The following is a 25,799-nucleotide window of genomic DNA, read 5'->3' as shown; positions in this document are numbered from 1 at the left end:
TCAGCCACGCGGAGGGGGCAACAGGCGGTCAGCCACGCGGAGGGGGCGGCAGGCGGTCAGCCACGCGGAGGGGGCGGCAGGCGGTCAGCCACGCGGAGGGGGCGGCAGGCGGTCAGCCACGCGGAGGGGGCGGCAGATGGTCAGGAGAGCGACCGGGCGACAAGGATTCGCACCGCGCGAAATGGGGCCGAGATCGCGTTGCCGCTAAGAGTCTTCGCCCATGACACGGCGAGTGAGCGCGTCGACGTCGCGGTCGAGCCCGTCGAGCCTGCGCTCCACGGACGCGAACCGGACGTTCATCTCCTTCCGAAGCAAGTCGATCTCGCCACGCACCGTCCCGATCTCGCCACGCACCGTCCCGATCTCGCCACGCACCGTCCCGAGTTCCGCGCGCAACACCCGCGTGAACGACGTCGAGACGATCGTGAGCATGCCGATAACAATCGTCGTGAAGACGCCTATGAGCGTCCACACCTGGGGCTCTGTCAAGTGGACCACCTCCTCATCATGGAGGAAGCGTGCTTTGTGTTGTCAAGCCCCGAAAGAACCACCCCGGACGCTCAAGAACAACTGACACCAGCGTCGGGCCTGGGGACGCAAGTGCACCAACTAAACCGTCGGCCCCGCTTGCGAAACGGACACCGGGAATTGCTCCGAGGTACCGGCACCCACCAAAGTCGAGTGCCCAAGCGCCTTCGCGGAGGCGGCTCGCATGACAAAGTCCAGCACCGTGGAGTTGCTGGCCGCATTGATGGCGCCCGAGTACGTATACGTCAACCGCCACACACCAGAACTCAACGTGGGCCCAGACGTAAGAGTCCACCCGGCACCCACGCTCCCGGCTGAATAGTCGTACCTGGCGCCAGTGGTGTACGCGGCCGGGATGGCGATTTCCACCTTGAGAGACGAGATCGGCGCGGCCACAGGACGAGAGCCAGTGCCGGCCGCGCCAGTGTTGCGCAGGGTTCCGCGGAACCGGTACACGGGGATGGCGCCCACGCCGGCGACATTTCGGCTGGCAACGTACGTGATGCGGTTCGCTGCGCTTTGCACAAAGCTCAAGGTCCCCACGCGCGTGGTGGCAACGGTCTGCGTCACCTGCACAGGCACAGCCAGCGACACCCCCCGCGCCACCACAGAAACATTGAGGTTCGCCACACTGGAAGGCTTCGCAAACGTCACCACAAGCTGCGGCGTGATCAGGTTGTTGTGCCGAAGCGGCGTGCCGCTGGTCCACGAAAACGTATACGTCAGGGTGGCAGAGTTCCCGCTCCCCGTCACCAGGGGCGGCCCCACATAGGCCCACCCAGAACCACTGACCACCGGCGCGGTCGCCTCAGTCACGCGGTTGCGCAAGACAGTAATTTGCATCCGCACCGTGTCCACGGGCGCGTCCGGCGAGGGGCTCACCGCGCCCGCATACGCCACTTGCCCGCGCACGTAGAGATTGGTGGCCGTCATGGTGGACGTCAGCGAAGTCAGCGCCACCGCACCAGGAGTGGTGGACGCCGCGGCCGCCGGAACGGCTGTGGCCACCAGCACTACAGGCGCCGCCCATGCTGCGCCAACAAGCAGCCGCCGCCGCGAAAGTACCGCCGTGTCCGCCATGACACTTCCCTCAGTTGGGCGCGCCCGCTACGCGCCATACGCCCAGTGTGATGCCGGAAATGTCCGAGTTCAAACACCGAGTGACGCGAATCACTCGCGCCGCACGGCCTTACGTGTACTCGAGGGCCCCGATGCTGTCCGTGGCGGTTGGACTCGTCACCGTGGGCCCCGCGGCGCTCACAGACTTGCCCTCGAATGCCACGCTGACGTTGACCGACTGCAAGAAAATGCTGGGGATCATCGGAATCGTAAACGTCACTGCCTGCGTGGTCGCCGCCGCAAGGGTTCCCGCGTTGTAGCCAAACGTAAACACCGTAGAACTGCCCGACGCTGCCCTACTTTGGTACGTCCATCCAGTGGGATTGGCAGGGTTGGGCACGGTTCCGCTCGGAAGGGCTGAGTTGGGAACGGTCACCCTGGCGATAAGCGCCACCACGGGGGCTCCGCCGCTCGACGAGTTGTTGCGCACCGCCGTGACGAGCGTCATCACACGCGCATTGCCGGTGTAGGAGCCGCGCGTCGCGGCGAGCCCGTTGGGCACGGTCAGCGTGGCGAGGGCAGCAACCGCAATGCTCACAGCAGTAGAGACCACCGCCAGGCCGTTGGACGTTCCGCCAGCCTGCATCGTGACATTGAACGCCGTGACCGTGGTGCTCTTGGGCAACACCGCAACAAGAGGCGTGGTGGCCGTGTTGGTCTCGCTCAGCTGAGCGCCCGTCCACGTGAACGTGAAGATCGCGTCGCCGTTGCCCGCGGTGGTGCGAGACGTGTAGGTCCAGTTGGCGCTCGTCGTGGATCCAGCGCCGGATGCCACGCGCCCGCTGGGCACCGTGATCGCCATCGTGACCGCCGTCACCGGGTTGTCCGCAGGCGCCGCGCCGTCGCTTTGGTAGCCAACAGAACCGGTGGCGGTGAGGGTGCTCACAGCCTGCACGGCGGACGCACTCTGCACGGCAAGCCCGCCAAACGTGCCCACCTGCACGGTGGTCACGGCAGACTGCCGAGCCACGCCAGCGGACGTACCGAACGCCTGCACCGTCAAGGTGAATGCCACGTTGGAAGACGTGTTGCGCGGCAACGTCGCCACAAGCGGCGTCGCCGCGGTGTTCGTCTCCGTCAGCACCGCGCCACTGTACGTGAACGTAAAGGTGGTGTAGCCGCCGGACGTCGCCCTACCCGAGTACGTCCACACCGGGTTGGACGTAGTGGCCCCACCCGTGGAAGCCACCCGGCCCGCGGGCACCACAATCTGCACGCTGTTCACAGTGACGGGGTTGTCCGCGGGTGCGACGCCGTCGTTGACAAACGTTGGCGTGCTGTTCACCGTGATCGTGGTCGCGTTCTGCGCCGCGGAGGCCGCAGCAATGGTGAGGCCACCGAACGCGCCAAGCGCAATGTTCGCGATCGTGGACTGCACAGGCAGCAAGTTCGAGGTCCCAAGCGCCTGCATCGTCACGCTGAACGCCGTGTTGGTGGACGCATTGCGCGGCAGTACGGCTACGAGCATCGAGGTGGTGGGGTTGGCCTCGCTGAGGTTGGCGCCCGTCCACGAGTACGTGAACACCGCGTTCCCGCCCGTGTCCGCACGGCTGACGAACGACCATCCCGCACTCGCGGTGCTGCCGTTGCCCGTGCCCGCGCGCGCAACAGGCACCGAAATCTTGGCCGTGATTCCGCTCACCGGGTGGTCGGCTGGACCTTGACCGTCGCCAAGGTAATTGACGACGCCGCTCACTGTGAGCGTGGTCGCGGCCTGCGAGCCGGAGGTGGAAGCGAGCACTAGCGCGCCCGGCACTGGCGCCGACGCCGCCGCAGCCGGAACAGCCGTGGCAAGCACCAGCGCGGGCGTTGCCCAGGCAGCGCCCTGCAGGATGCGCCTGCGGTCAATTGCGGTATCTGTACCCATGTCGGGGAACCCCTCAGTTCCTCCCCCGCGCGCAATTCTGCCTTGTGCGCGGGCGCGCGCTCAACACATCGTGAGGTGTGTCACATGCCCGACGCTGTGGGCACCAGTCTGGAGCCTCGCCTTTGGCGGTGGTTGCCCTGGTTAGCCCGGGTAACCCGGTCCGTATGGCGTGAGGGGCGGTGGGGGCGCATCGTTGGCACTGAGTGCAGTGGGGCCAGAGTACTCGGCGAACACCAAGGCCCCTTCGGAGGTGGTGCCCTCGGTGCGGATAAAGCCCACATTGAGCACCGGCGGAGTCTGCGCGGCGATGAGGGCGAACCGCAGTTCTGGCGTGGTCTGGTTACTGTTACCGATAGTTCCGGACCACTCGTGAAGCACCGTCCAGTACCCGGAACTGAGCACGGGGCCTGTGCGCACCCAACCTGCAGGCGGCGTGGGCGGATAGATGGCGCCTGTGCCATTCGCCTCAGGCACACGCGAAATCACGCGGATATTGCTGACGCTGGCTCCAACTGGGTAGTAAGGACCGTTCCAGCGAGTTGCGCCATAGAACACATAGGCGGGGCCTTGCCCCTGGTAGTTCGCCTGCGCCTGCATTGGTGGAGTGACGTTGAACACGATGGTGGCGCCCGTGCTGGTGGTTACGATCTGCGTCACCGTGGGCACAGGGGCTTCGTTGGACACGCCGTCACCGCGCACCGTGACCGGGAAGTTGGTGAAGTCGCCAGCCCTATTGAACTGCACGCTCAGAGCCGCCGTTGGCGACGAGGCGGCGGTCAGCTCACCGACGCCTTCCATGTACTGGAACCCGAACACCGTATTCGAGCCCTCAACCGCCGAACTGATGAACCGCCAGTAAATGCCCGCGGGCACAGGGCTGGGGTTGGACCCCAACCGGTCGGTGGGGATCACAATGCTCACAAACACGTTGGACACGGGAAGATCTGCAGAAGCGCCGCCGTCGCCAACGTAGGCCACGCGTGCACTTACGGTGAGAGTGCCAGTCACCAAGTTCGCGCTGACGTCGCTCAGCGCAATGAGGCCAGCGACGGGCGGCGAAGCCGCAGCCGCCGGAACCGACGTGGCAACCAGGATCGCCGGTGTGGCCCACGCGGCACCGATCACGACGTTGCGTCGTGAGAGACCAGACATTGCACGCCTCTCAGCCCGTGGTGCAACGAGCCAGCACCTTTGATAGGGGGTCGTCGCACGTGTGCGCGGCGTCTCTCCTAGAGCCTAACTGGTAGGCCCGGTCCAAGAGAAGTAGTTGGGCGATCCACCCGCGACGCCGTAGAGCGCAGAGGTCACCGCATTGTTGTGCTGCGCGCCGAGTGCCTTGAATCGGATGTCCCAACCAGTGGTGGAGTGGTTGTTCTGACCGATTGTGCCGTTGAACACCCAGCTTGCCTGGTAGACACCTTCGGTCAGGAACGGTGCCTGGTTCAGGCTCCATCCTGCACCCAGCGTCTCTACTTGATACGTGCCGTCCGTGTAGGCAGCAGGGATGCGAATGACTAGCAGAAGGTTGGAGATAGAGCCGCCAACGGGGTAGTAAGGCCCCGCCCAGCGCCCCTGACCCTGCATGCGGTACCCGTTCTGCTGGCCGCCGCCGGGCTTGGGCATCCATGTTATGAAGCCGATAGAAGCGTTGTCGACTACAAGGTCGGCGCCCACTCCAGCCGACACCACTACGGACGTGGCAGGCACGCTAAGTCCATTCGAGATGCCCGTGGCGTTGAGCGGAATGTTGATGGGGTCGATGGACGCCGTGGCTGGAATCTTCACCGTGACCTGCTGCGTCGCTGGCTGCGCCGAGCTGAGATCCTGGCCGTTCCATGCAAACGTATAGACAGTATTGGCACCCTGTGGCGCTGAACCAACGTATGACCATCCGAGAGCCGTGACACCTGGCGTTCCCGCCACGACGCGGCTCGTGGGGAGGGTCACTGTGAAACGGACTGTTCCGACGGGATGGTCCGCATGAGGGGGACCATCGCCTGCGTAGGCGAGGGTCGCCGTGACGAAGAAGTTCGCAGTGTTCATCGCGGCTGAAGCGCCGGTGATCACCACTCCTCCAAGCACCGGCGGCGACGCGGCGGCCGCCGGAAGCGCCGTTGCAACGAGCACAGCAGGCGTGGCCCACACGGCACCCTGGACTACTCTGCGGCGGCTGATGTCAGCGTCAAGCATGTCTGTTCTGGTCCCTCAGTCTGTAGATCAAGTCCCACCCTCATACATAGAGAGTGGAGTACGTCACATCTATGACGCGAGTTTCCTAAGAAAACTTCGTCGTAGGTGTATACGTCGGTTTCTCCCAGGCCTTCGACCTAGCGAGGCGGCCCGCCAGCCACATGAAGTAAACGATGCTACGCGCCGGTCTGTTCCCTGGCTAGGCCGATGTGGCAATGTGCACTACCCCGGCGTCGGCCAGTCGCTGCACCAGCATCGCTGTCTGCGCGGCCACGGTGGCCTCATTGGGAGGCGGACCAAACTTGCGTTCCAGGTAGGGCCCAAGCTCGCCAACCGTCATGCCTCCGGCACACACGCGCACGATTTCGCTCGAGACGGGAGATAGCAGCATCACCTCGGATCCCACCAGCACCAACACCTGCTCATCGCGGATGAGGGCGTCATCAACCGTGGTCACCACCACCGAGGAGTCGTCGATCACGCGGCATCACCCGCCAGCGCGGGCACCAGGCCCACGAGGTCCGCGGACTCGGCATACGTGACGCGCGCGAGCCCACCGGTCCGCTCGATCACGGTGGCAAGGGACCGCAAGGGCTCCGCAAGGCGAGGCAAGTACGAGACCTGTGCGGACAGCTCGGCGATCCCAGGCAAAAGGGGAACGTCCTCAACCACAGGCACCGTAGCGTCGGGCACGCGGTTGAGCAGCACGATCCGTGCGAGCCGCAAGGAAGGGGGCGCCACGAGCAACCCCTCGCCGTCTGGGGAGAGCTGGCGCTTGAGGCGATGCCCGCTGCGGATCACGGACAGCGGCTTGGGGTACGCGATGACTGTGCCGTCGAGGTTGATGACTACGGTCTCGTCGCTCACGTAGCCGTAGGCCTTGCCCAGGGTGCGGGACAGCGTGGTCTTGCCCGTTCCGCTGGGGGCGACGAAGGCGACGACGCGGCCGTCGGGCATGGCCATGCCGGCGGCGTGCAGCATGATGACCTCGCCCGCCCGCTGATCAATGGCGCGCACCGTCACGGCACCGGCGAGCGCGTGCATCACGTCTCCCGTGGTCTCACCGCCAAGGGCGCCGCGGGCGCGGGCGATGCGCACCTGGGTGGGGTCGTCGTGGACGATGGCCTCCACCACCAGCGCGGGAGTGGCGAGCGATGAGCCTTCCGGCCGCAAGGTGCGCGACCACGCCTCGCGCAAGCGGCGGGCGAGCGCGCGGCCGCCGTCCCCCGTGCACTGGATGTCCACGGCAACGCCAAATGCGTTGACGGGCACGATCTCGGCGTCGGCGCCGTTGTCGAGCACCAGGGTGGCGCCAAGGGGATCGCGGTGAGGGGCGCGAGCGGGCGCCATCGCGATCCACGCCTCGGCAAGTGCGCGCACGTTCTCCACGATGGCGCGAGCAGTGTCCATGTACGCGTCGCGATCGCGGCCAACGGGGCTGGTGATGTCGTCGGAGGGGCCAAGGTGGGCCTGGTCCCGGCCGTCGGCGAGCATGAGCGGCTGCTCGCGTAGCGGCGCCATGGGGTAGATGAGCGCGTTGAGGCGCCCGTACTCGATGAGTGTGAAGGTGCGGCGGGTGGCCCTGGGGAAGCGCTCCACCACCTGATCACGCTCGGCAACGGACATGGTCAAGATGAGGTCGGCATCGTCCACGATGTCCGCGTCCAGCAGACGGGAGCGGAACCCGCCGGGGTTGCCGCCAAGCATGCGCAGCATCTCCTCGGCGTCCGGGTCAAAGCATTCGCCCGGCTCTCCGGAAAGCCCCGCCGAGGTTACCCGGATGGCCCATGCATCCACGCCGGAATCGGCAAGGGCGGGGCGCATGAGGCGCTCCGCGAAGGCTGCGCACGTGGAGTTGTGCGTGGAGACAAGCACCACGCGGAACGCCAGTCCGCTACGCCACGGCATAGTTCAGTCCTTGGCGCCCTTGGGAGCCTTGCGCGGGCCAAGCGAAGCGTCGTAGCGGTACTCGCTGCCGTAGTACTTGCCGTCTCCCTTGCGGCTCACGCCGTCGAGGATGACGCCAAGGGGGCGGCCCTTGACGCGCTCCAGGTTCTGCAGGGACTTGTCCAGCAGGTCAATGGTGGTCTTGCCGGAACGCACCACCACCAGCGCGCCGTCCGTGCGGGCGGTGAGGATGGCGGCGTCCGTCACGGAGATCAGCGGCGGGGTGTCGATGAGGATGATGGCGCCCGGATCCAGGGAGGTCAGCATGTTGCGCATGGTCGCGGAACCCAGCAGCTCTGAGGGGTTGGGTGGCACGGGCCCGGCACCCATCACCAGCAAGCGGTTCGTGGGGCCCCACGGCTGCAGCACGTCGTCCGCGGTGGCGCGGCCCACCAGTACGTCTGTGAGGCCAACGCCGCCCACGAGGCCCATGTAGTCCACCAGAGACGGGCGGCGCAGGTCCGCGTCAATGAGGATCACGCGCTGCCCGGATTCGGCAATGGACTCGGCGAGTTTCACGGACACCGTGGATTTGCCATCACCCGGAAGCGAGGACGTCACCACAATGATGCGCGGCGGGTTGTCCACGTCCATGAACTGCAGGTTGGTGCGCAGCTGCCGCACTCCCTCGGTGGTGTGGAAGTCCTTGGTGGCTACATTCACGCCGTTCTTGGCGATGTCGTTGTCAAAGGGAATGGTGCCCAGCACGGGCACGTCAAACTCGCGCTCAATCTGCTCGGCGCTGCGCAAGCGGCGGTCAACAGCCGCGCGGATCAGCGCGTACGCGATGCCAAGCGCTAAGCCCACGAGCACCCCGAGCGCCACGGCCAACTTCACGTTGGGCGAGGACGGCGAGGAGGGCGCCACCGCGGTGTCGAGCGTCTGCAGGCGCACCACGGACTCGCTACTGCCGTCCGTGTTGTTGGCGTTCTCCAGATCGCTCACCACTTGCGTCATGCCGGCAATCCAGGCCTCGGCCAGCTGCTGCGCCTCCTCAGGCGTGGAGCCGTTTGCGCTCACCCTCAGCACTGCCGTGTCCAGAGGATTGGAGACGGTAACCCTGCCCACCACAGCGTCGGGCGATTGATCGATACCCAGCTGCTCAATGGCGTACTCAGCCACCTGCCGTGACTTCGCAATGTCCAGGTAAGACTTCACGCGAGAGATCGCGTACTGGTTGCCCACGAGCGCGTCGCCGATGCTCGCCGAGGTGCCCGTGGTGATGATCGCCGAGCCGCTCGCCGTGTACACCTTGGGTTGCGTGAGGGTCCAGCCAAAGGCCAGCAGGCCACCTACCAGGGTGGCAAGAATGATTGCCACCCAGTGCTGGCGGAAGATCCGCATGTAATCCTGGAGCTCCATGCCCAGCCTTTCGTTCTACGCTCGCGCGCTTAACGAACGGCGTGCGCAGCCGGTTTCAGGGTACTAGGAGCAGCTGTCATGCTGCGCGAGCGTGGCGAGTCGAAGTATCACGTCATGCTGCGCGAAGTCGCAGTATCTAGCAAGGCCGCGGCCCGACGGCGTGGCCGGGTTAGGCGCGTTGGTGGCGGTACACCCGTTCGGCAAACTCCGGGCAGTTCGCGTTGCGCAGTCGCTGGGGCAGGTCCGTTGAGGGATCTCGTCGGCGCCAATACTCCCATTGCTGGCTTAGGACCTCACGCACGTGTTCGGGACCGGAGTCGTCCACCAGAACCAAGAAGGAATCAGGGCTCAAAATCTCGTATGGCAGCTCGTCAGCTACGCCTGTTGGCAACTCAAGGAAGTCAGAATCGAGTGTGACCAGCATGTCGACGCCCCCAGCTATGGCCGCAGCGTGCACGTGAAGGTCGAACTCGTCGCGAATGTCTGGAAACGCGATCACCTCAAAGGCATCGATACGTTCCCCCATGACTTGGCGCATCGTGTCCGCGACCTGCGTGATGCTTGAACCGGCCACGGCGGGGTTCCGCTTGCGCATCGCGTGAATTGTCTCGGCGAGGATGTCCTCCGTCCAGCAGGTGGTGAACATACCTGAAGCTTGCACCTGAAGCATCAGTATCCAGTCGCGCAATGTCCTCGAAGCGAGCACGTTGGCGTCGACGAGCACACGGGTGAACACGGCGCCACCCTACCGGCACGCTGGGACGCGCTAGGAGATGTCTAGTTCGTCCTCGAGTGCAAGCAATTGTGCGAGTGCTTCTCGCTGCGCGACTGCGCGCGATCGACGCAAGGCCAAGAGGTCAGCAGTCTTCACGCGGGTGTGGCTGCCTACCTTGTGAGCAGCCAACTCGCCATCGCGGATCCACTTCATGAGCGTGGGCCGACTGACTCCTGCCTGTTCGGCAGCGACGGTGGTGGTCAGTTCGTCTGGCAGAGCACCAATGGTGAGCGTTCGGCCGCGGGCGAGATCCGCGAAAACCCTTGCCATCGTCGCTGCGAACTGCGGGGTGAGGCTCGGAGGCGCACCCAATGCACGGTCCGCGCGGCGATTAACGCTCGCAGTCGCAAGCCACGCGGCGAGAGCCAGGGACTCGTCACGGTCGCTCTGCGGAAGAAAGATGCGGTCAGGAAGAGTCTCGCTCACGACGAGTTCCAATCAGCCAGGGGAGTTTCGGTTACGAGTGTAACCACATTGCACTTATAACGTGCAACTGGATGTTAGCAACGCCACGCTAAGCGCCGTTGCGCACCTTGTAGATGGTTCCGTCCCTATAGACGGTGAAGACGGCGGTGGCGGCCGCGACGGTGCTGCCGTGAGGGCGGATGGTCGCGGTGTAGGTGCCCACGGCCTTGTCGATGGCCTTGATGGTGATGCCAAGCGTCTTGGCGGACGTGATGTTCGCCGTGGCCACCCAGTTGTTGCCGAGGCCCGTGGACCACGGCACGGAGTCGTAGACCGTGAACAGCTCTGCAAGGGTTGCGGCCGAGCCGGTCTTGGTGATGGTCAGGTCCACCTGGGCCGTCACCGTGCTGCCAAACCGGAAGCCTGGCGTGAGGTTGGCCTGCGTGGTGCTCTCCCAGTTGGGGCCGGTGGCACGCACCGCGATGACCGACTGCTGGAGTGGCGCGGCGCCAGAGGCGCTCAGCGCGGGTACGCCCTGCGCGATGAGAATGGCGGGCGCGCTCCAGGCCGCCGCCGTGATGACTGTGCGCCGTTCAAGGACAGCGTCTACTTCGTGAGACATGTGAACCCTCAGACCCGCGGCCCCTCAGCTGCGTTGCGGACGATGTTACTCGACGTCCTCGATAAGGCCGAGGCCCCGGAGCGTCGCAAGGAAGTCGCTTGTGTCCCGGGCAACGACCTGGCGCTCAGCCCCGGTGGCCTCAACTAACTCGTCAACGATTTGCTCTTCGGTTCTAGTTCCATCGATGCGAGACCAGATCTCGAAGGCGGGGCCTTCGAAGACGTACGGGGATTGCTGTTCCTCGATGCGGGGGAGGTTGAGGACGTAACAAGCGCCCTGTTCGCCGACCTCAGCAAGGCCCGACGCCCTGACCAAACGGGATGTCACTCGTCGTCCCGCACGTATGGTGAGTCAATGTCTCCTCGCCGCGCCTTGCGATGTGCACCAACGGCGCGGGGCAGTGCTCGCATGGAGCGTCCAATGCGCGCGAACCTCTCCATCAAGAGATCGACTTGGCTCAGGTGCCGATGCGGTTGCGCCAATCGAAGCTCGCCGTTCGTGGGCCATAACGCGAGGACGAGCATGCGCGGTCGACCGCGCCAGCGCGTTGTGCGCCAGCGCTCCAGGAACACGGCGGTAGAGTCGTTGCGGCCATTGACATGTGTTAGCCACGCACGGTAAGTCGGGTCCCTATCATCGAACGCTGGTGTAGGCGCTCCAACGGAGGTCAAGAACGGCGCCAACGAGCCGGCCGATCCAGTCTCACGAGCCACCTCCGCAAGCTCCGTTAGCACACGATCGTCCGTCTCCGCATGGAGGATCGTCATTAACTCGCGATACTCATCAAGGTGACGCACGTGCTCAGGTGCGCTACGGAGCGAGTGGAGCGCAAGGATTGCAGCGCTCGATGCGCGATCGGGCACCGCGCAAGTGACGCCCGCAAAACTCATCCCGACACGTCGGAGCCAGAGAGAGTCAAAGACCGCGCCTGGTGCAGCCAAGAAACCTGGAAAAGCCGTGTGGACGTCGATATCGCAGGGCCACGAAGGGTGCAAATAACTGACAGAGTGCGTCGTCATGGAATCAGACACACGCCAACGGGGCCGTTCGCTCCACCCAACATCCGCTAGAGCCTTCTCAAGCGCACCTCGACTCGCCGGATCTACCAAGACGTCTACGTCGGAACTTGCTCGCGGACCCCGCAGTCCGAAGATCTCCAGCGACTCGCCCTTAATGATCAGTGCGCGCACAGTCAAGCCCGCTGCAAGGTGGCCAACCAATGCAGTGGCGAGTGCAATTGCTGCGTGCCCCGGGAGCGACTCGCTCGGTCCGAAGCTCTGATTGCGGCGTGCGGTCACATTCGGCCAACTAAATGCGAACTCCTGCCACCGGCCGGAGCGACATCTTCTCCGCAGGATATCCTGGCGCTACTCCGCTGCCGGCTCTCGCGCGAGAACAACTCTCGAGCCGGACTGCTGCCAGACGTGTAGACATTCGCCTCCATCCCGGTGATCACTAGCGCAACCATTGGTAGCACCAAGGCCACCGGGAACGCTTCAAATAGGTTGAACCCCGCGGCGGTTGCCACGTAGGCGGCGAACATTGACGGTCCCACAATGGCACCCCTCAAAGAGGCTCGCACAAGAAAGGCCGCAATCACCAGCACGAAAAGCAGAGTGCCGAAGAAACCAAGTCCCGTGAAGAGTTGGAGCACTGAGTTCTCAAGCGGAAAGTCGGCGTACACCCCTCCCACAAGCTTCAGTACCACGTCTGACGCTCCAATTCCCGAGCCGAAGCCCCCCGTTGCAGCGAGCAGACTGCCAAGCAGTCTCAAGTGCTCGAGCCGCAACTGGGCCGACCCTGCGGACTCCACGACGTCACGCCCTCCAGCCGCCACGACTCCGCCAAACAGGACCAGCCCTGCGATCGCACTCGCCACGAGGAAACCGGCTCGCCGCCGAGAGCCGTGGGAGTTGCGGAAAAGCCCCAGGAGACTCGCAACGATGACACCAGCAGCCACTCCGATGACACCAGACCGGGACAAGGTAGCTAAGACCGCGCCAGTTGCGACAACCGCCAGCAATAGACTCGCCTTTGAACCCCACTTGACAAAAGCCGACACACCTATCGCAGCAACTACCGCGAAGAAGGTGGCATTGAGGAGGGGGTGTCCAATGGTGGTCAAAACTCGGTAGGCGGACCACTTCTGGGTCAAACCCTCTGGCGACTGGGAGAAGAACGGTGCGAGAAAACTACTCTCCCGGATCCCCTCGAAGATCGCAAAGAGCGACCACAACCCACCCACAACACCCATGCCAATCAGCGCGGCGCGAAGGCCTTGGGGGTTCGATACCAAGCCTGGAACCACGAAGAAGGCAAGTGCGAACGCAACTGCCCACGCGACCGCGCGAGATGCCGACATATAGTCCGAGATCACGCCAACCACGAGCACGTACGCGATGAGTACGCCTGCCCCAAGCACATAAGTGGGTGAGGTCCACACGTTACGGGTGCGCGAGACATAGATGAGGCTGAGCAACGGGAGCAGAAGTCCCGGAGACAACACCAGCACAACGGGCGGCACACCGAGGTAACTGATGGGAACGACGAGGGACAAGAACGATAGAACTAGGAACCCAGACGCCGGCCACTTCCGCCCAACCATGACGGTCCCTGCGGCACCAAAGGTTACGAGAACGGCCAGTGCGGGTGAACCCGACAGGAACAAGACGACTGACACCGACACGCCCGCAACGATCACAGCGGCATCACGGGCCGATCCCCTTGCGATCTGCCGGGGGTTAGCCTCCGTCATGACCGGCCCGGCTAACTCTGCGGGAAACCCTCAAATGGGAGGCGCATTTCGCCCAAAGATTTCTGCATGGGCCTTTACCCGGGTAGGCCGGCTTGAGCCGATACATCTCAAGTTCTCCCGCCTTCAACGCGACACGGACACACAATTATGGACTCCAACGGTACCGTCCGTGAGGCGCCACCGTCGGCGGCATCCTCGCTCAGTGCTCGATTCGTAGGGTTACAAGCATTGTGCCGAACCGTCAGGGCAAGCCAAGTGACTGGCGATGCCGATCCATCGAGCGAGGGTACGATCGGGCGCCCTGGTCCGTTGCGTGGGAGCGGAGGGGACGCTAGGAAACCCTGCCGCCACTGAGGAAGAATCCGACGCCTCCCACCGCTACGCTGAAGGCGTTTCCAAGGGCGAGCAAGAGCAGAGTTCGCCTGGTGATCAGGTGAGCAACAATTCGCGCTCTGAACCCGAGCGCGAGCAACTCCTTCCCTACCATGAGAGCGGCTGCGAGCGATAGTGAAAAAGCAGCGGTCGCGCCGGCGATGAATCCCAGCGCGATGCCAACGAACTGGTATGGCACCAACCGACGGGCCCGCGCCTCATCGATAATCACCGCAGAAAGCACCCATGCACACGAGACTGCGACGCTCGCACCGGAGAGCAAAGGCACTAGCGAGAACATTGGCTGCCACTCGGCGCCAAAGAACCTGGGGAGCGTCGGCAGAGCAATCGCGAGTGTGACGACCTGGACCACGAGACCAACAAGAATTGCGTATTTAACTAGGCGCAACAACTCGGCTCGTCGCAGACGGGGCTCGTCGGTGAGGGCGAATCGCGCGCGCGCGACATTCACTAGGCCCGCTGCCACCGCCTCAAGAACGGTGCGACCCAGAGCGTAAGCGATCGAAAAGAGCCCCAGTGCGGCCGTACCAGCGAAAATCGCGACGGACGCCTTCTCCACTTGTCCCTGTGCCCACCCAAGCGAACCAGAGACCGCGGTCGGAATGACGTAACTCTTGGTCAATGGCTTGTTGGATCTCGAATCCTCTAGGTGACGGGATCTCCTTAGGGCCCAAGCGATGATGCCGTCCGCCACGAGACTCTGTACAGCACAGGCAAGGATTCCGAACTTCGGTATCAGCGGGAGCGCCACAACGAGTGAAACGAGTGCGGCCCCGGCTTGGAGCTTTGATATGTAGTGCCAGTCGCCTGCGACCTGGCGGGCCACGAGACCCGGTACCGCCAGCGCAGCAGGGGCCACCGCGACCGCCAGCGGGGCCAAGAGCATACCCTGGCGCTCAGTAATCCAGCCCATTTCGATAGCAGTCAAGGAAAAGGCACCGACGAGGGCCACCTGCGCGACGGCGATAACGCCAGAGGTAAGCCGAAGGTAGCGCCATCCGCCCTGAATCCGCGACAGTCGTGGCCCGCTCTGGCGCAGTGCCACGTCGCCAACGGCGCTCACGAACGTTACGCAGAGCATGAGGAGTGCGTAGGCTCCGGCGTCCTCTGGAGTCACCGCAGACGCTACAAGTAGCGCCACGGATGCGCTCGCGCCCCGGTAGGCGACGCGCTCCGCTACGGATGCAACTAGGTCGCCTCGACGCATAGGCGCAGGCTCGGCTCGCTCGGCTTCGCGCTCACTCAAGCGCTGGTCCCTCCCGCTTGAACTCGCGCGAGTACCTCATAGCGTAGATCCGCAGCCACCTTCCGGGCCGTGAAATGACGCACAGATTTCTCTGCCTCGTGAGCAAGCTTCGACGCTAGTGCCGGGTCTCCGACGAGACGTCGGATCGCCTCAGCGAGTTCGTGCGGGTCGCCGGGCGCACAAAGTAGCGAATCAACACCGTCGTTGCAGAAGTCGTCGAAGCCGCTTCCACGAGTCGCGATCAGCGCGGCACCCGCGGACTTCGCCTCGAGCGCTACGTTACCAAACGCCTCCCACCGGGACGGCGCCAACACAAGAACGCTCCCACGCATCGCGGAGTAAAGCTCGGGGCCACGCACATCCCCCAAGAAGTGGATGCGCTCCTTAGTCGATGTTGGCAGCGAGTCGACCCACGCGGCCGGGTTGGGCTCCCGAGCCACGTCCCCGGCGCCCCCCGCGAGAACGAGGTGGAGGTTGGGGTAGTCCTCGGCGACTCCCGCGAACGCCTGAATCGCGACATCAAACCCCTTCCGCAGTTCGAGACGGCCAACGAACAGCAAGTATTCGGTCATGTCATCCGGAAGTAAGCCAGGCAGAGCTTCGGACTTGGCCAGTTTTGCCACAGCGTCAACATCGATACAGTTCCGCACGACTGTGTCGCCTGGCTTGGGAGCGGTGAAGGCATACGCATGACGTTGTATGGCAGTCGAGCAAAAGACACGAAATCTCGAGCGTCGCATCTGGCGATCCTCAAGCCATCTGTGAATCAGCCCCGACACCGCATTCGCGAAACGACGGCGTCGGGCGGGGGGCGTCAATTCATCGATGAGCCGCAGTCCAGTGACGGCGTTGGTTACGAGCAAATCACGCCTCCCGACGAGCGCCGCGTACCCTTGCCACTCCGGCACAAACAGGACGTCATGCGCGATTTGGCGTGCAACGACCCGAGTGCGCAAGGCTCGCAGGAGTTGGCGCAACGGACGCGGAGCGGACACACCTGTGGAGTCGATCGAGACCGTGAGATTTGTGGATGCGGGCACGGCCGAGCAGGTACCTGGCGCGGCAAACAGCAAAACGTGCACGGAGTCTCCGAGCGCCGCCAACTCGGGCAGGAACGCGGCATACCGCCTGCCTACTCCCCCAGTCCTCTCAGTCACGCCCGCGTATTCGTCAAGCACTACTAACCACTTCTGACGGGTGACTATCTGGAGCTTGGCACTGTCCTCATCGACTCCCACGGGCACGCCTCCGGTCTCGCATAGTCACTTCACGTATTGCTTCTTCCCATCGCCCCGCGTACGCACTTTGCGAGAACTGCGCCTCGTGCCGAGCAAGTGCGCCGAACGAGAGTCTTGACCACACCTCGAAACTTCCTAGCACGAATGACACGGCGTCCTCCAGTGCGCCAAGGTTTCCCGTCGGGACGCATATGCCGGCTTCATGGTCACCCGTAATCGACGGGAGTGCTCCGACGTTGTAGGCAACTGCCGGTACGCCGTGAGCCATTGCCTCAATCACGGAAAGTGGCTGCGCCTCGAACTCGTAGGAGCTAGGAAAGACCAATAGCGTCGCTTGCGAAAGCGCCTCTTCCTTGAGAGCCCCATGTAGAGCACCTCGCAACTCGATGCGATCCGTCAAGTCGGCGGCCTCCACCGAGTCTCGAAGCCTGCCGAATTCCACCGAACCTGCATCTCCCCCTACGACCGTGAACTTGGCTGGGTCACCGTTCTGAGTGAACTTTGCAGCAAGTTCCACAAAGTCACTGACGCCCTTCTCAGGTAGCAAGTTCGACATGAAGAGAACTCGACGGGCAGCATAACGCTCCTCGATGGTCGCATTACCCGGCGTCGCATCCGGCACGAAATTGGCAATGATGCGCACCGACTTGCGAGCCACCCAAGGCTCAACGTCCCACCGCAACTCATCTGCAAGCGTCACTGTGATCGCGGCAGAACTTAGGAACTTCGCTACTGCGAGCCGAAGCAGCCTCGAACTGCCTGCTAATCGCTCGAAGCCAACCGTATGGATGTAGTCAATGCGCGGCACCCGGCGAATAGCCAATACGAGAGCGATTCCAAGGTCTACCAGGAAGCTTCCTCGACGATTCGTCGCGAACAAGACAACGCAATCCGTGGAACGCCCCGCGGCTCGCCAGGTCCTAAGTATCAGCGAAGGGATCTGCAACACTTTGCGAAGTGACGGCCGTCCGACGTCGGCCACTTTATCGCTGAACCGTCGGTCGACCAGCTGGGCTTCGTGCCCGCCCGCTGTGAGAACTCGAAGGAGGTGACTCGCCATAACGTTCGACCCATGAACAGGCGGGGGGATCTGTCCGATTACTACCACGCTGCGGCGTTGACCCATGCCGCCACCTTGCTCCTTCACGACCCCGGCCCCGAACCCGCACGGATTGCGTAAGCAATGAACTGCGCATTCCCCACAATGTAGCGACGCCACAGCCTCCGCGGATCAGTTCCGAGGCGGTACAGCCACTCGAGCCCGAGCCGCGACCAGAGCGGGGGAGCCTCCCTGACGACGCCAGAGACGAAGTCGAAGGCGGCTCCGACGCCCGCGGTGAGCACGCCTGAGCGCGAGGCAAGGGCCTCGGCCGCGAAGTCTTGGCGTGGGGCACCCATACCGATCCACACGATGTCCGGGTGGGCGGATCGAACTCGGCGATCTGCTTCATCGAGAAGTTCACCCTCCAACGGGCCGAACGGAGGCGCCCACGTGCCAGCGATGACGGCACCTGGATACTCCGACTCGAGAGCCGCAACGAGCTGCAACAACGTCTGCTCGGTAGTGCCCAGCAGAAAGTGGCGCAACCCAACGTCTCGACCTCGGTCCACAACGTTCCGAAAGACCGATGGACCACGGGCCTGCGCACCATGCTCTCTCGCACGGGCATGCCTCTTTGCCAGGATCGCGACCGGTCGCCCGTCAGCGAAGGTGACCGTCTGCGGTTCGTTCAGTAGCCTGGCGTATTCGCGGTCACGGTTTGCGCAGCGGATAGTCCATGCGTTCGCAAAGCAGACGGCATAGGGGCCACTGTTATCGGCCGAAGCAACGCCAACGAGGTAGTTCGTCGCTTCGGTTGCGTCAGCGACGGCGATACGGACTCCCCCAACGTAGGCGATGTCGGGGGGTTCCGGTGGGTCAGGAGTCACTGCGCCATCGCTCCCAATTCGTCCAGGTTGTTTGCCAAGTAACCCTACTTTGCGACTCTGCCAGAAATCGCCACGACCACCAGCTCTAGTGAGACCCACGTTGCCACCGCCGTAGGCACGCGAGCACACGTCCTGCTCTTGAACAATACGAAGCGCGAGTCGGGAACGTCCTGTCGCCTGGTTGCGCGAGTCACCTGCACATCCAGCTGTTCATACGTCTGAGCCGTAACCTAATGGGGTGGCAGTTCTACAGCAGGGTTGCCGGCAACACGGGCACCCGCTCGCACCGACCGAGTAACCACTGAGCCCGCTCCAATGACCGCGCCACGCCCAATCGTAATTGGCCCAATCAGCGTAGCGTTCGCTCCGACTGAGACATCGTCCTCAATCACAGGGCACCCTCCTCCCGGAACCTTGTGTCCGATAGTCACGCCGTTCCGGAGTTTTACGTTCGTTCCGAGAGTTGCGTGATCGTTCACGACAAGCCCAAATCCGTGGTAAATCGTTAGTCCGTCGCCAATTCGCGTGCGAGGTCGCAACTCAAGCCCGAGGAACCACTCCGTTAACAGGCGATGCGGAATCTCGAACACCCTCCCGAGAGTCCGCGCGCATGGATAGTTACCCTGTCCCACGTATTGGCACCAGCGGAGGCTCAGCAGCACCAAACGTGCTCTTGGCTCCCGAGGATTGGCGTCCCAGTCGGCTTTCACTGTCGCGCAGGACTGCCGAAAGCGCCCGTTGCTGGTCGTACCGCTATTCAACTGACATCGCCGCCGACCTCATGATCAGGCGGGACGTGAAAGCGCGTAATCTCCCGTTCTGGGCCAGTTCGTCACCCAATAGCGAAAGCGCAAGTTGATCTGCAACGGGCGCGCCACCGCGGATCACTCGAAAAAGATCCTCTTTGCGCGCGAGATTCGAATGCCAACGCGGATACGCAACCGACGCTAGTTCGGCTCTCGCGTCCGCAAGCATCGGATCGCTCTCGACCCGGGCCCGCCAGTCAGGGTTCGCCGTGATTTGCTTGCCGTGGTGACGATAGAGCAGAACCGCTAGCGCGGTACGTTCCACCCGAAACTCAGCCGCTGCAGCCCGCATCCACAGATCGTAATCCTCGGCAGCGCACTGCCGATAGCCAGCAAGGTCCCGCATGGCTCTGAGTTCTGCGAACATCGTTGGGTGCGAGACAGGGTTTGAGAGAAGGAGTAGTTTTGCGATCACCGCTGGCTTGAGGCCGATCGGCTCTGACGGCCGGGGAAGTTTCCCGCGGCCGAAGTGCACGACGTTGCCAAACGTGAACTCCGCACGGGCGTCAACCAGTCGCTTGCGCTGATACCCGAACCGCCACGGGAGAGCGATGTCGTCCGCATCCATCCTCGCGACGTACGTCGTGTCGGCATCGTCAAGCAAGACGTTGAGCGCGCTCACAATCCCGTCGCTCGCGCTCCGGGTTCGAATGCGGACCCGCGAATCTCTCACCGAGAGAATGCGGCGCCGAGTATCGTCGGTACTTCCGTCGTCTAGAACCAATAGCCTGTCTTCGCGCCCAAGACCGCGCAAGCAACTGCGAAGCGCCGTTTCGACTGTCCGCTCGGCATTGCGCGCCGGCATTATGACGGTGATCGTCAACTTGGAGTCCTCGCCTTGGTTTAGGTTGTGAGAATCGCCACGGCAACCGCGGGTCGGTTCGGCTAGCGTACCCTCGCTAGATTCTCCCAGAGACGTCCGATGCCAGTCGCCGACCATAGACCGCCGGACGTGCGACTGTAGGCTAAGGCAATCGTGACAAGTTCACAGAGCCAAGAAACATTGAAGGAGTCGAAGGTTGCCCAAGCGCGCGTTCATAACCGGGGTCACCGGCCAAGATGGCTCGTATCTTGCCGAACTTCTGCTCAAAAAGGGATACGAGGTGCACGGGCTGATTCGCCGTGCTTCAACCTTCAACACGTCGCGCATTGACCACCTCTACGTGGATTCGCACAACCCGGATGCCAAACTGTTCCTCCACTACGGCGACCTCAGCGATGGCTCGCGCCTGGTACGGCTACTCGCGGACATCTGCCCTGACGAGGTCTACAACTTGGCAGCTCAGTCGCACGTGCGTGTGAGCTTTGATGAGCCCGAACACACGGGAGACGTGACCGGCATAGGTTCTATTCGCATGCTTGAGGCCGTGCGCCAGGCCGGCATCGATACGCGCTTCTACCAGGCATCATCGTCGGAGATGTTCGGCGCAGAGCCGCCGCCGCAGAGCGAGGCCACACCCTTCTACCCGCGCAGTCCGTACGGCGCCGCGAAGGTGTACTCGTACTGGGTGACCAAGAACTACCGCGAGGCGTATGGCATGTTCGCGGTGAACGGCATCCTGTTCAACCACGAGTCGCCCCGCCGTGGTGAGACCTTCGTGACGCGCAAGATCACCCGTGCCGCCGCTGCGATCAAGGCGGGCGCGCAAGACACCTTGTACTTGGGAAACCTCGACGCGGTGCGTGACTGGGGATACGCCGCCGAGTACGTGGAAGGTATGTGGCGCATGCTTCAGGTGGACGAGCCCGACGACTTTGTGCTGGCCACAGGCGTGGGAATCACCGTGGAGCAGTTCCTTGAGGCGGCCTTTAGCCACGTGGGTCTTACGTGGCAAGACCATGTGAAGTTTGACGAGCGCTACCTGCGTCCCACTGAGGTGGATGCGCTCATCGGTGATGCAACGCGGGCACACGAGAAGTTGGGCTGGAAAGCAACCGTGGACGGTGTGGAACTGGCGAAGCTCATGGCGGACGCCGACGTCGCGGCCCTTCAGCACGCTGGCACACCATGGATTGACGACGTGCGACTGGAGTCCTGGGGAACCGCATGACCACCGCCGAAGACGGAGTGGAGTTTGCACCCGCACCGCTAGACCGCGACGCCACGTTCTATGTGGCGGGCCACCGTGGACTCGTGGGCTCCGCGATGTGGCGTCGCCTTGAGGCTTCCGGGTTCACCAACCTGGTGGGCGAACGCTCGTCCACATTGGACCTCAAGAACCGCGACGCTACGTTTGACTACTTTGCGCAGACCAAACCCAAGTACGTAGTGCTGGCCGCGGCCAAGGTGGGTGGCATCCTCGCCAACAGCACCTACCCCGTGGACTTCCTCAGCGACAACGTGCGGATTCAAGCGAACGTCATCGACGCCGCTCTTGCGCACGGTGTAGAGCGGCTACTGTTCCTGGGATCCAGTTGCATTTACCCCAAGTTCGCGCCACAGCCGATTCCCGAGTCCGCGCTACTTACCGGGCACCTCGAGCCCACCAACGACGCGTACGCGATCGCCAAGATCGCTGGCATCCTCCACATCCAGGCGGTGCGCCGCCAGTACGGGTTGCCATGGATCTCTGCGATGCCCACCAACCTCTACGGTCCCAACGACAACTTCTCGCCCCAGGGCTCCCACGTGCTGCCCGCGCTGATTCGCCGCTACGACGAGGCCGTGAAGTCGGGCGCTGAGTCCGTCACCAACTGGGGCACCGGCACCCCGCGCCGCGAGTTCATGCACGCGGACGACATGGCCGCTGCGTGCGTTCATCTGCTCGAGCACTACGACGGTCCATCCCAGGTAAACGTGGGCACCGGTACCGACACCACGATCCGCGAGATTGCGGAGACCATCGCGCGTGTAGTGGGCTACGAGGGCGCCACCGAGTGGGACACCTCAAAGCCTGACGGCACCCCTCAGAAACTGCTGGACGTGTCGATGCTTGCGGACGCGGGTTGGACGGCTTCCATCGATCTGGAAGAGGGCATGCGCCGCACCGTCGAGTGGTACCGCGAACATCAGGCGAGCATCCGCGCCTAGTAGGCACCTCGACGGCCAAGCACCGCCGCGACAGTTCGAAGCATGATGAGGAAGTCCCCACCAAGGCTCCAGTTCTCCGTGTAGTAGAGATCCAGGCGTACGCTCTCATCCCACGACAGATCAGAACGCCCGGAAACTTGCCACAACCCAGTCATGCCCGGCTTGACGAGCTGGCGCCGGAACACCCTGTCGTCCCACGCTTCGGCTTCCGACGGCAATGGCGGGCGCGGGCCCACTAGAGACATGTCCCCCTTGAACACATTTAGCAGTTGCGGGAGCTCGTCGATTGAGAAGCGCCGCAAGAACTTTCCCACCGCGGTGACGCGAGGATCATCCTTCATCTTGAACAGCACGTCATTGCCATCGCTCGCCGGGCGCAGGTCGGCAAGGCGGGCTTCGGCGTCCACGTACATAGAGCGGAACTTGAGCATCCTGAACAGCTCGCCATTGCGTCCAATCCGTTCCTGCCTAAAGAGCACGGGACCGCTGCTCGTGAGCCGAATGAGCGCGGCGATGACGAGCATTGGGAGCCCGGCGAACAGAAGCAGGAGCGCGGACGTCACGCGATCCGCGATCGACTTAGCCAGATACTTGCCACCAGTGAACTCAGCGGGATCCACGTGCATGAGCGGCAGACCCTCTACGGGGCTCATCATCACTCGTGGGCCGGCGATGTCCACCATCGCGGGCGCGACAATAAGGCCAATTCCCGTTCCTTCGAGGCCCCAACCAAGTCGTCGAGCCTCTGCCAGAGATACATCGTCGTTGCCGCTGAGCAAGATGTACTCGGCGCCAACGCGCTGCGCTTGCGTTACCGCGTCATCGATGTCGCCAAGGATCGGAATGTCTGCCAGGTCGTCCGCGAGCCCATCACGTCGGCGTGCGGGCAAGCACACACCGATGACGTTGTAGCCGGCACGGGGCGCTCGCCTGAGGCGGCGGATCATCTGCTCGGAAGTGCGGAACGGTCCCGCCACTAGCACCTGTGCTTGGAGTTCGCCTGCGTCCCGCTGGGCGTGGATCCAGGCACGCCAAGCCGCGCGATAGATGCAAAGCGCGACCGTGCCCAGCGGAAGGGCGAAGAGGAGGTACCCCCGACTGATCTGCCACTGTGTGAGGAACCCGATGATCGCGATAATCGCAAAGGTGTACCAGGACGCCGAAAGCACACGCTGAAACTCTTGGCCACCGTGACCGAGGATTCGTGGTTCGCGCGAGCGCATAAGAGTGAGGTTGACGAGCCAGAGCGCGGCAATTGCGATGCTCACGAACCAATATGGCGGAGCCGACGGCCCCGAAACGGGCGCGTTGGGGTCCCAGCCGAATCGAACCGCCTGGGCGACCAGGAGAGTCAGAGTAACAACGAATGTGTCGCTCATGGCTAGGCGGCGTTGATACTTGCGAGACCACCCCTTTTGTCCGTACATCCTCTGAGTTGAAGCGGGACTAGGGAGCGGTGCATCGTCGGCTTCGCGGGGCTCCACGCGGCCAGGCTAGCGCGCGCAGTGTTAGCGGCGGGTCACATATGCGCGCCATGGCAAAATGTGTGAAGCATTCGACACACAAGGGGCGCATGGTGGAATTACAGGACTACCTCAGGGTCTTCCGGAAGAACTGGGTCGTCATAGTTGTCGGGACCATCGTGGGGGCTGGATTGGGCTTGACATACGCGCTCGTCGCGACGCCGACCTACACTGCCTCCGCCAGGGTGTTTGTGTCAACATCCGGAGCGACAACCGCGTCCGACCTCCAGCAAGGCAACGCTTTCACCCAGCAACGTGTGAAGACCTACGCAGAACTTGTCACCACTGCGGCAGTACTGCAGCCCACGATCGATGCGCTCCACATCAACACATCGGTCGAAAAACTCCGCGGTCAAGTGTCGGCTTCCGCGCCGCTCAATACGACTGTGATTGATGTGACAGTCAGCAACACCGATCCAGTCTTTGCCGCCTCACTCGCCACCACCGCCGCGAACGAACTAATCGCGGTCGTGCAGCATATTGAGACCACGAACGTTGCGCAGGGATCGCCCGTCCGTTTGACTGTGGTCCAAGAGGCCGAGGTGCCAAAGGTTCCAACGAGCCCCAAGAAGACCTTGAGCGTTGCCCTCGGCCTCTTGCTCGGTCTGGCTCTAGGCGTTGCCGTGGCACTGGTGCGCGCCGCGATGGACACCCGTGTGCGCAGCGAGCGTGACTTGGCCGCCATCACCGATGCCCCAGTGCTGGGCGGAATCGTCTTTGACCCCAAGGCCAACGAGCGGCCGCTCATCGTCCACGAGGACTCACACAGCCCGCGTGCGGAGAACTTCCGCACACTGCGCACCAACCTGCAGTTCTTGGACGCGGGGCGCAATGACCGTGCCTTTGTGGTCACCTCGCCTATGGCGGGTGAGGGCAAATCCACCACGTGTGCCAACCTGGCCATCGCACTGGCACAGGCCGGTGCCAAGGTACTACTGGTGGGTGCCGACCTGCGCAAGCCAAAGATGGCGTCCTACATGGCGATTGAGGGAGGAGTTGGCCTCACCGATGTGCTCATCGGGCGCGTGGAGTTGGCGGACGCTGTGCAGCGTTGGGGCCGGACCGACCTCTACCTGTTGCCCGCGGGTCAGATCCCGCCCAACCCCTCCGAGTTGCTGGGCTCCGCACTCATGGCGGATCTCATCACCAAACTGCACAAGCAGTACGACGTGGTGCTCTACGACGCGCCGCCACTCCTGCCCGTGACCGACGCCGCCGTTCTGGCGCGGCTCGTGGGAGGCGCGCTACTCATCGTTGCCGCCGGCAAGACCCATGCGCCGCAGGTGGAGAGCGCCATCGCGACCCTGGAGAATGTGGACGCACCCCTCAGCGGGCTGGTGCTGACGATGTTGCCTACCAAGGGGCCTGACGCGTACGGCTACGGGCGCTACGGGTACGCGTACAAGGAGGACTAGTTCCTGCGATCCGCTTCGCGGCCGCAGGATGACCTAGTTCCTGCGACGTCGCGCAGGATGACATAAAGAGAGGGGCCCTGCCTGGGGGGATAGGCAGGACCCCTCGTTTTCGGGGCCAAGGCCCCGAAGTCTTTACGCGTTCTGAGCAGAACGGCGGCGAGCGCCAACGAACACCACGGCGGCGCCGGCAACGAGCAGAACGCCCGCACCAACGGCCAGCGGCATCGAGTCAAAGCCGGTGCCCGAGAGCTCCTCGGCAACGTCAACATCAGCGGTGCCAACGGCCTCGCCATCGATGAGGCCCGTGATGCCGATGGTGCCCTCAACGGACGGTGCGGTCACCACGAAGGATGCCTCGCCATCAACCAGCGGGTTGTCGGCCGAGGTCTCGGTTCCGGCGATGTCGATGGAGGCGTTCTCACCGGACGTGGTGGCCTGGAGAGCGGCGTTGGTGCCCTCACCAGTCACGGTGCAGTTGAACGACTCGTTGGGAGCCACCTGGGTGGAGTCACAGGTGACGCCAGCCTCCGGTGCCGGGTAGTCAGTGCCAGCGAACGCGGCGACAGGCGCGGCGAACGTAAGGCCAGCCACAGCAACGGTGGCAAGTGAACGCTTGATCATCGGGAGAACCCCCTCATGTAGTTCTTG

The 25,799-nt window shown here is 63.5% G+C and carries 24 protein-coding genes; 3 read left to right on the top strand and 21 right to left on the bottom strand.

Going from position 1 to position 25,799, the window contains the following annotated elements; all coding sequences use genetic code 11:
• Window positions 1-204: 204 nt before the first annotated feature.
• From QM618_RS10095 to QM618_RS10005, 19 genes are all read right to left on the bottom strand, one after another.
• Window positions 205-489, bottom strand: a complete 285-nt coding sequence (locus QM618_RS10095; RefSeq protein WP_428098150.1) for a hypothetical protein — start codon at window positions 487-489, stop codon at window positions 205-207.
• A 120-nt stretch (window positions 490-609) separates the two neighbouring features.
• Complete coding sequence (locus QM618_RS10090; RefSeq protein ID WP_428098145.1) at window positions 610-1,608, bottom strand: hypothetical protein; 999 nt, start codon at window positions 1,606-1,608, stop codon at window positions 610-612.
• Between the two features lie 109 nt (window positions 1,609-1,717).
• Window positions 1,718-3,514, bottom strand: coding sequence for a hypothetical protein (locus QM618_RS10085; protein ID WP_428098141.1), 1,797 nt, complete (start codon window positions 3,512-3,514; stop codon window positions 1,718-1,720).
• A gap of 141 nt (window positions 3,515-3,655) precedes the next feature.
• Window positions 3,656-4,666 carry a hypothetical protein gene (locus QM618_RS10080; RefSeq protein WP_428098138.1) on the bottom strand — a complete coding sequence of 337 codons (1,011 nt, stop codon included), beginning with the start codon at window positions 4,664-4,666 and terminating at the stop codon, window positions 3,656-3,658.
• 84 nt (window positions 4,667-4,750) lie between these two features.
• Complete coding sequence (locus QM618_RS10075; protein WP_428098133.1) at window positions 4,751-5,704, bottom strand: hypothetical protein; 954 nt, start codon at window positions 5,702-5,704, stop codon at window positions 4,751-4,753.
• Window positions 5,705-5,903: 199 nt separating this feature from the next.
• A complete protein-coding gene (locus QM618_RS10070; RefSeq protein WP_428098130.1) occupies window positions 5,904-6,185 on the bottom strand; it encodes a PqqD family peptide modification chaperone in 282 nt (93 codons plus the stop codon).
• A complete protein-coding gene (locus QM618_RS10065) occupies window positions 6,182-7,612 on the bottom strand; it encodes a hypothetical protein (protein ID WP_428098127.1) in 1,431 nt (476 codons plus the stop codon). The genes QM618_RS10070 and QM618_RS10065 overlap by 4 nt, the downstream gene beginning before the upstream one ends.
• 3 nt (window positions 7,613-7,615) lie before the next feature.
• Complete coding sequence (locus tag QM618_RS10060; protein ID WP_428098123.1) at window positions 7,616-9,013, bottom strand: polysaccharide biosynthesis tyrosine autokinase; 1,398 nt, start codon at window positions 9,011-9,013, stop codon at window positions 7,616-7,618.
• A gap of 169 nt (window positions 9,014-9,182) precedes the next feature.
• Window positions 9,183-9,749, bottom strand: coding sequence for a PIN domain-containing protein (locus QM618_RS10055; protein WP_428098120.1), 567 nt, complete (start codon window positions 9,747-9,749; stop codon window positions 9,183-9,185).
• Window positions 9,750-9,779: 30 nt separating this feature from the next.
• The gene (locus QM618_RS10050) at window positions 9,780-10,214 is read right to left on the bottom strand and encodes a helix-turn-helix domain-containing protein (protein ID WP_428098117.1); all 435 of its coding nucleotides are present in this window, start codon (window positions 10,212-10,214) and stop codon (window positions 9,780-9,782) included.
• An 88-nt stretch (window positions 10,215-10,302) separates the two neighbouring features.
• On the bottom strand, window positions 10,303-10,815 hold the full coding sequence (locus QM618_RS10045) for a hypothetical protein (RefSeq protein WP_428098114.1): 513 nt from the start codon (window positions 10,813-10,815) through the stop codon (window positions 10,303-10,305).
• A 45-nt stretch (window positions 10,816-10,860) separates the two neighbouring features.
• On the bottom strand, window positions 10,861-11,142 hold the full coding sequence (locus QM618_RS10040; protein WP_428098112.1) for a PqqD family protein: 282 nt from the start codon (window positions 11,140-11,142) through the stop codon (window positions 10,861-10,863).
• Between the two features lie 967 nt (window positions 11,143-12,109).
• Window positions 12,110-13,570, bottom strand: coding sequence for a hypothetical protein (locus QM618_RS10035; RefSeq protein WP_428098109.1), 1,461 nt, complete (start codon window positions 13,568-13,570; stop codon window positions 12,110-12,112).
• Window positions 13,571-13,901: 331 nt separating this feature from the next.
• Window positions 13,902-15,080 carry an oligosaccharide flippase family protein gene (locus QM618_RS10030; protein ID WP_428098106.1) on the bottom strand — a complete coding sequence of 393 codons (1,179 nt, stop codon included), beginning with the start codon at window positions 15,078-15,080 and terminating at the stop codon, window positions 13,902-13,904.
• Between the two features lie 125 nt (window positions 15,081-15,205).
• On the bottom strand, window positions 15,206-15,859 hold the full coding sequence (locus tag QM618_RS10025; protein ID WP_428098103.1) for a glycosyltransferase family 4 protein: 654 nt from the start codon (window positions 15,857-15,859) through the stop codon (window positions 15,206-15,208).
• Window positions 15,860-16,433: 574 nt separating this feature from the next.
• Window positions 16,434-17,327: a glycosyltransferase family 4 protein gene (locus QM618_RS10020; protein ID WP_428098100.1), complete on the bottom strand. Its 894-nt coding sequence runs from the start codon at window positions 17,325-17,327 to the stop codon at window positions 16,434-16,436.
• Between the two features lie 263 nt (window positions 17,328-17,590).
• Window positions 17,591-18,376, bottom strand: coding sequence for a WecB/TagA/CpsF family glycosyltransferase (locus QM618_RS10015; RefSeq protein ID WP_428098095.1), 786 nt, complete (start codon window positions 18,374-18,376; stop codon window positions 17,591-17,593).
• A gap of 230 nt (window positions 18,377-18,606) precedes the next feature.
• Window positions 18,607-18,768: a DapH/DapD/GlmU-related protein gene (locus QM618_RS10010; RefSeq protein ID WP_428098153.1), complete on the bottom strand. Its 162-nt coding sequence runs from the start codon at window positions 18,766-18,768 to the stop codon at window positions 18,607-18,609.
• Window positions 18,769-19,129: 361 nt separating this feature from the next.
• Window positions 19,130-20,005: a glycosyltransferase family 2 protein gene (locus QM618_RS10005; protein WP_428098093.1), complete on the bottom strand. Its 876-nt coding sequence runs from the start codon at window positions 20,003-20,005 to the stop codon at window positions 19,130-19,132.
• Window positions 20,006-20,201: 196 nt separating this feature from the next.
• On the opposite strand from QM618_RS10005, the gene gmd reads away from it, so the two are divergent.
• Together gmd and QM618_RS09995 are read left to right on the top strand one after the other, a co-directional pair.
• Window positions 20,202-21,233 (top strand): GDP-mannose 4,6-dehydratase, encoded by a 1,032-nt coding sequence (gmd, locus tag QM618_RS10000; protein ID WP_428098090.1) that lies wholly within the window; start codon window positions 20,202-20,204, stop codon window positions 21,231-21,233.
• A complete protein-coding gene (locus tag QM618_RS09995) occupies window positions 21,230-22,213 on the top strand; it encodes a GDP-L-fucose synthase family protein (RefSeq protein ID WP_428098087.1) in 984 nt (327 codons plus the stop codon). The genes gmd and QM618_RS09995 overlap by 4 nt, the downstream gene beginning before the upstream one ends.
• On the opposite strand, the gene QM618_RS09990 is transcribed toward QM618_RS09995, so the two are convergent.
• Window positions 22,210-23,592 (bottom strand): sugar transferase, encoded by a 1,383-nt coding sequence (locus QM618_RS09990; RefSeq protein ID WP_428098083.1) that lies wholly within the window; start codon window positions 23,590-23,592, stop codon window positions 22,210-22,212. The two genes, QM618_RS09995 and QM618_RS09990, sit on opposite strands and share 4 nt — an antisense overlap.
• Window positions 23,593-23,738: 146 nt before the next feature.
• Between QM618_RS09990 and QM618_RS09985 the strand changes: the two genes are divergently transcribed.
• Entirely contained in the window at window positions 23,739-25,151 is a 1,413-nt protein-coding gene (locus tag QM618_RS09985) for a polysaccharide biosynthesis tyrosine autokinase (protein ID WP_428098080.1), read from the top strand.
• Window positions 25,152-25,283: 132 nt separating this feature from the next.
• Here the strand turns inward: QM618_RS09985 and QM618_RS09980 are convergent, their stop codons facing one another.
• Window positions 25,284-25,772, bottom strand: coding sequence for a hypothetical protein (locus QM618_RS09980; protein WP_428098076.1), 489 nt, complete (start codon window positions 25,770-25,772; stop codon window positions 25,284-25,286).
• Window positions 25,773-25,799: the final 27 nt, after the last annotated feature.

Source organism: Demequina sp., assembly GCF_049841215.1.
Lineage (GTDB): Bacteria > Actinomycetota > Actinomycetes > Actinomycetales > Demequinaceae > Demequina.
This window is presented reverse-complemented; position numbering and strand designations above follow the sequence as displayed.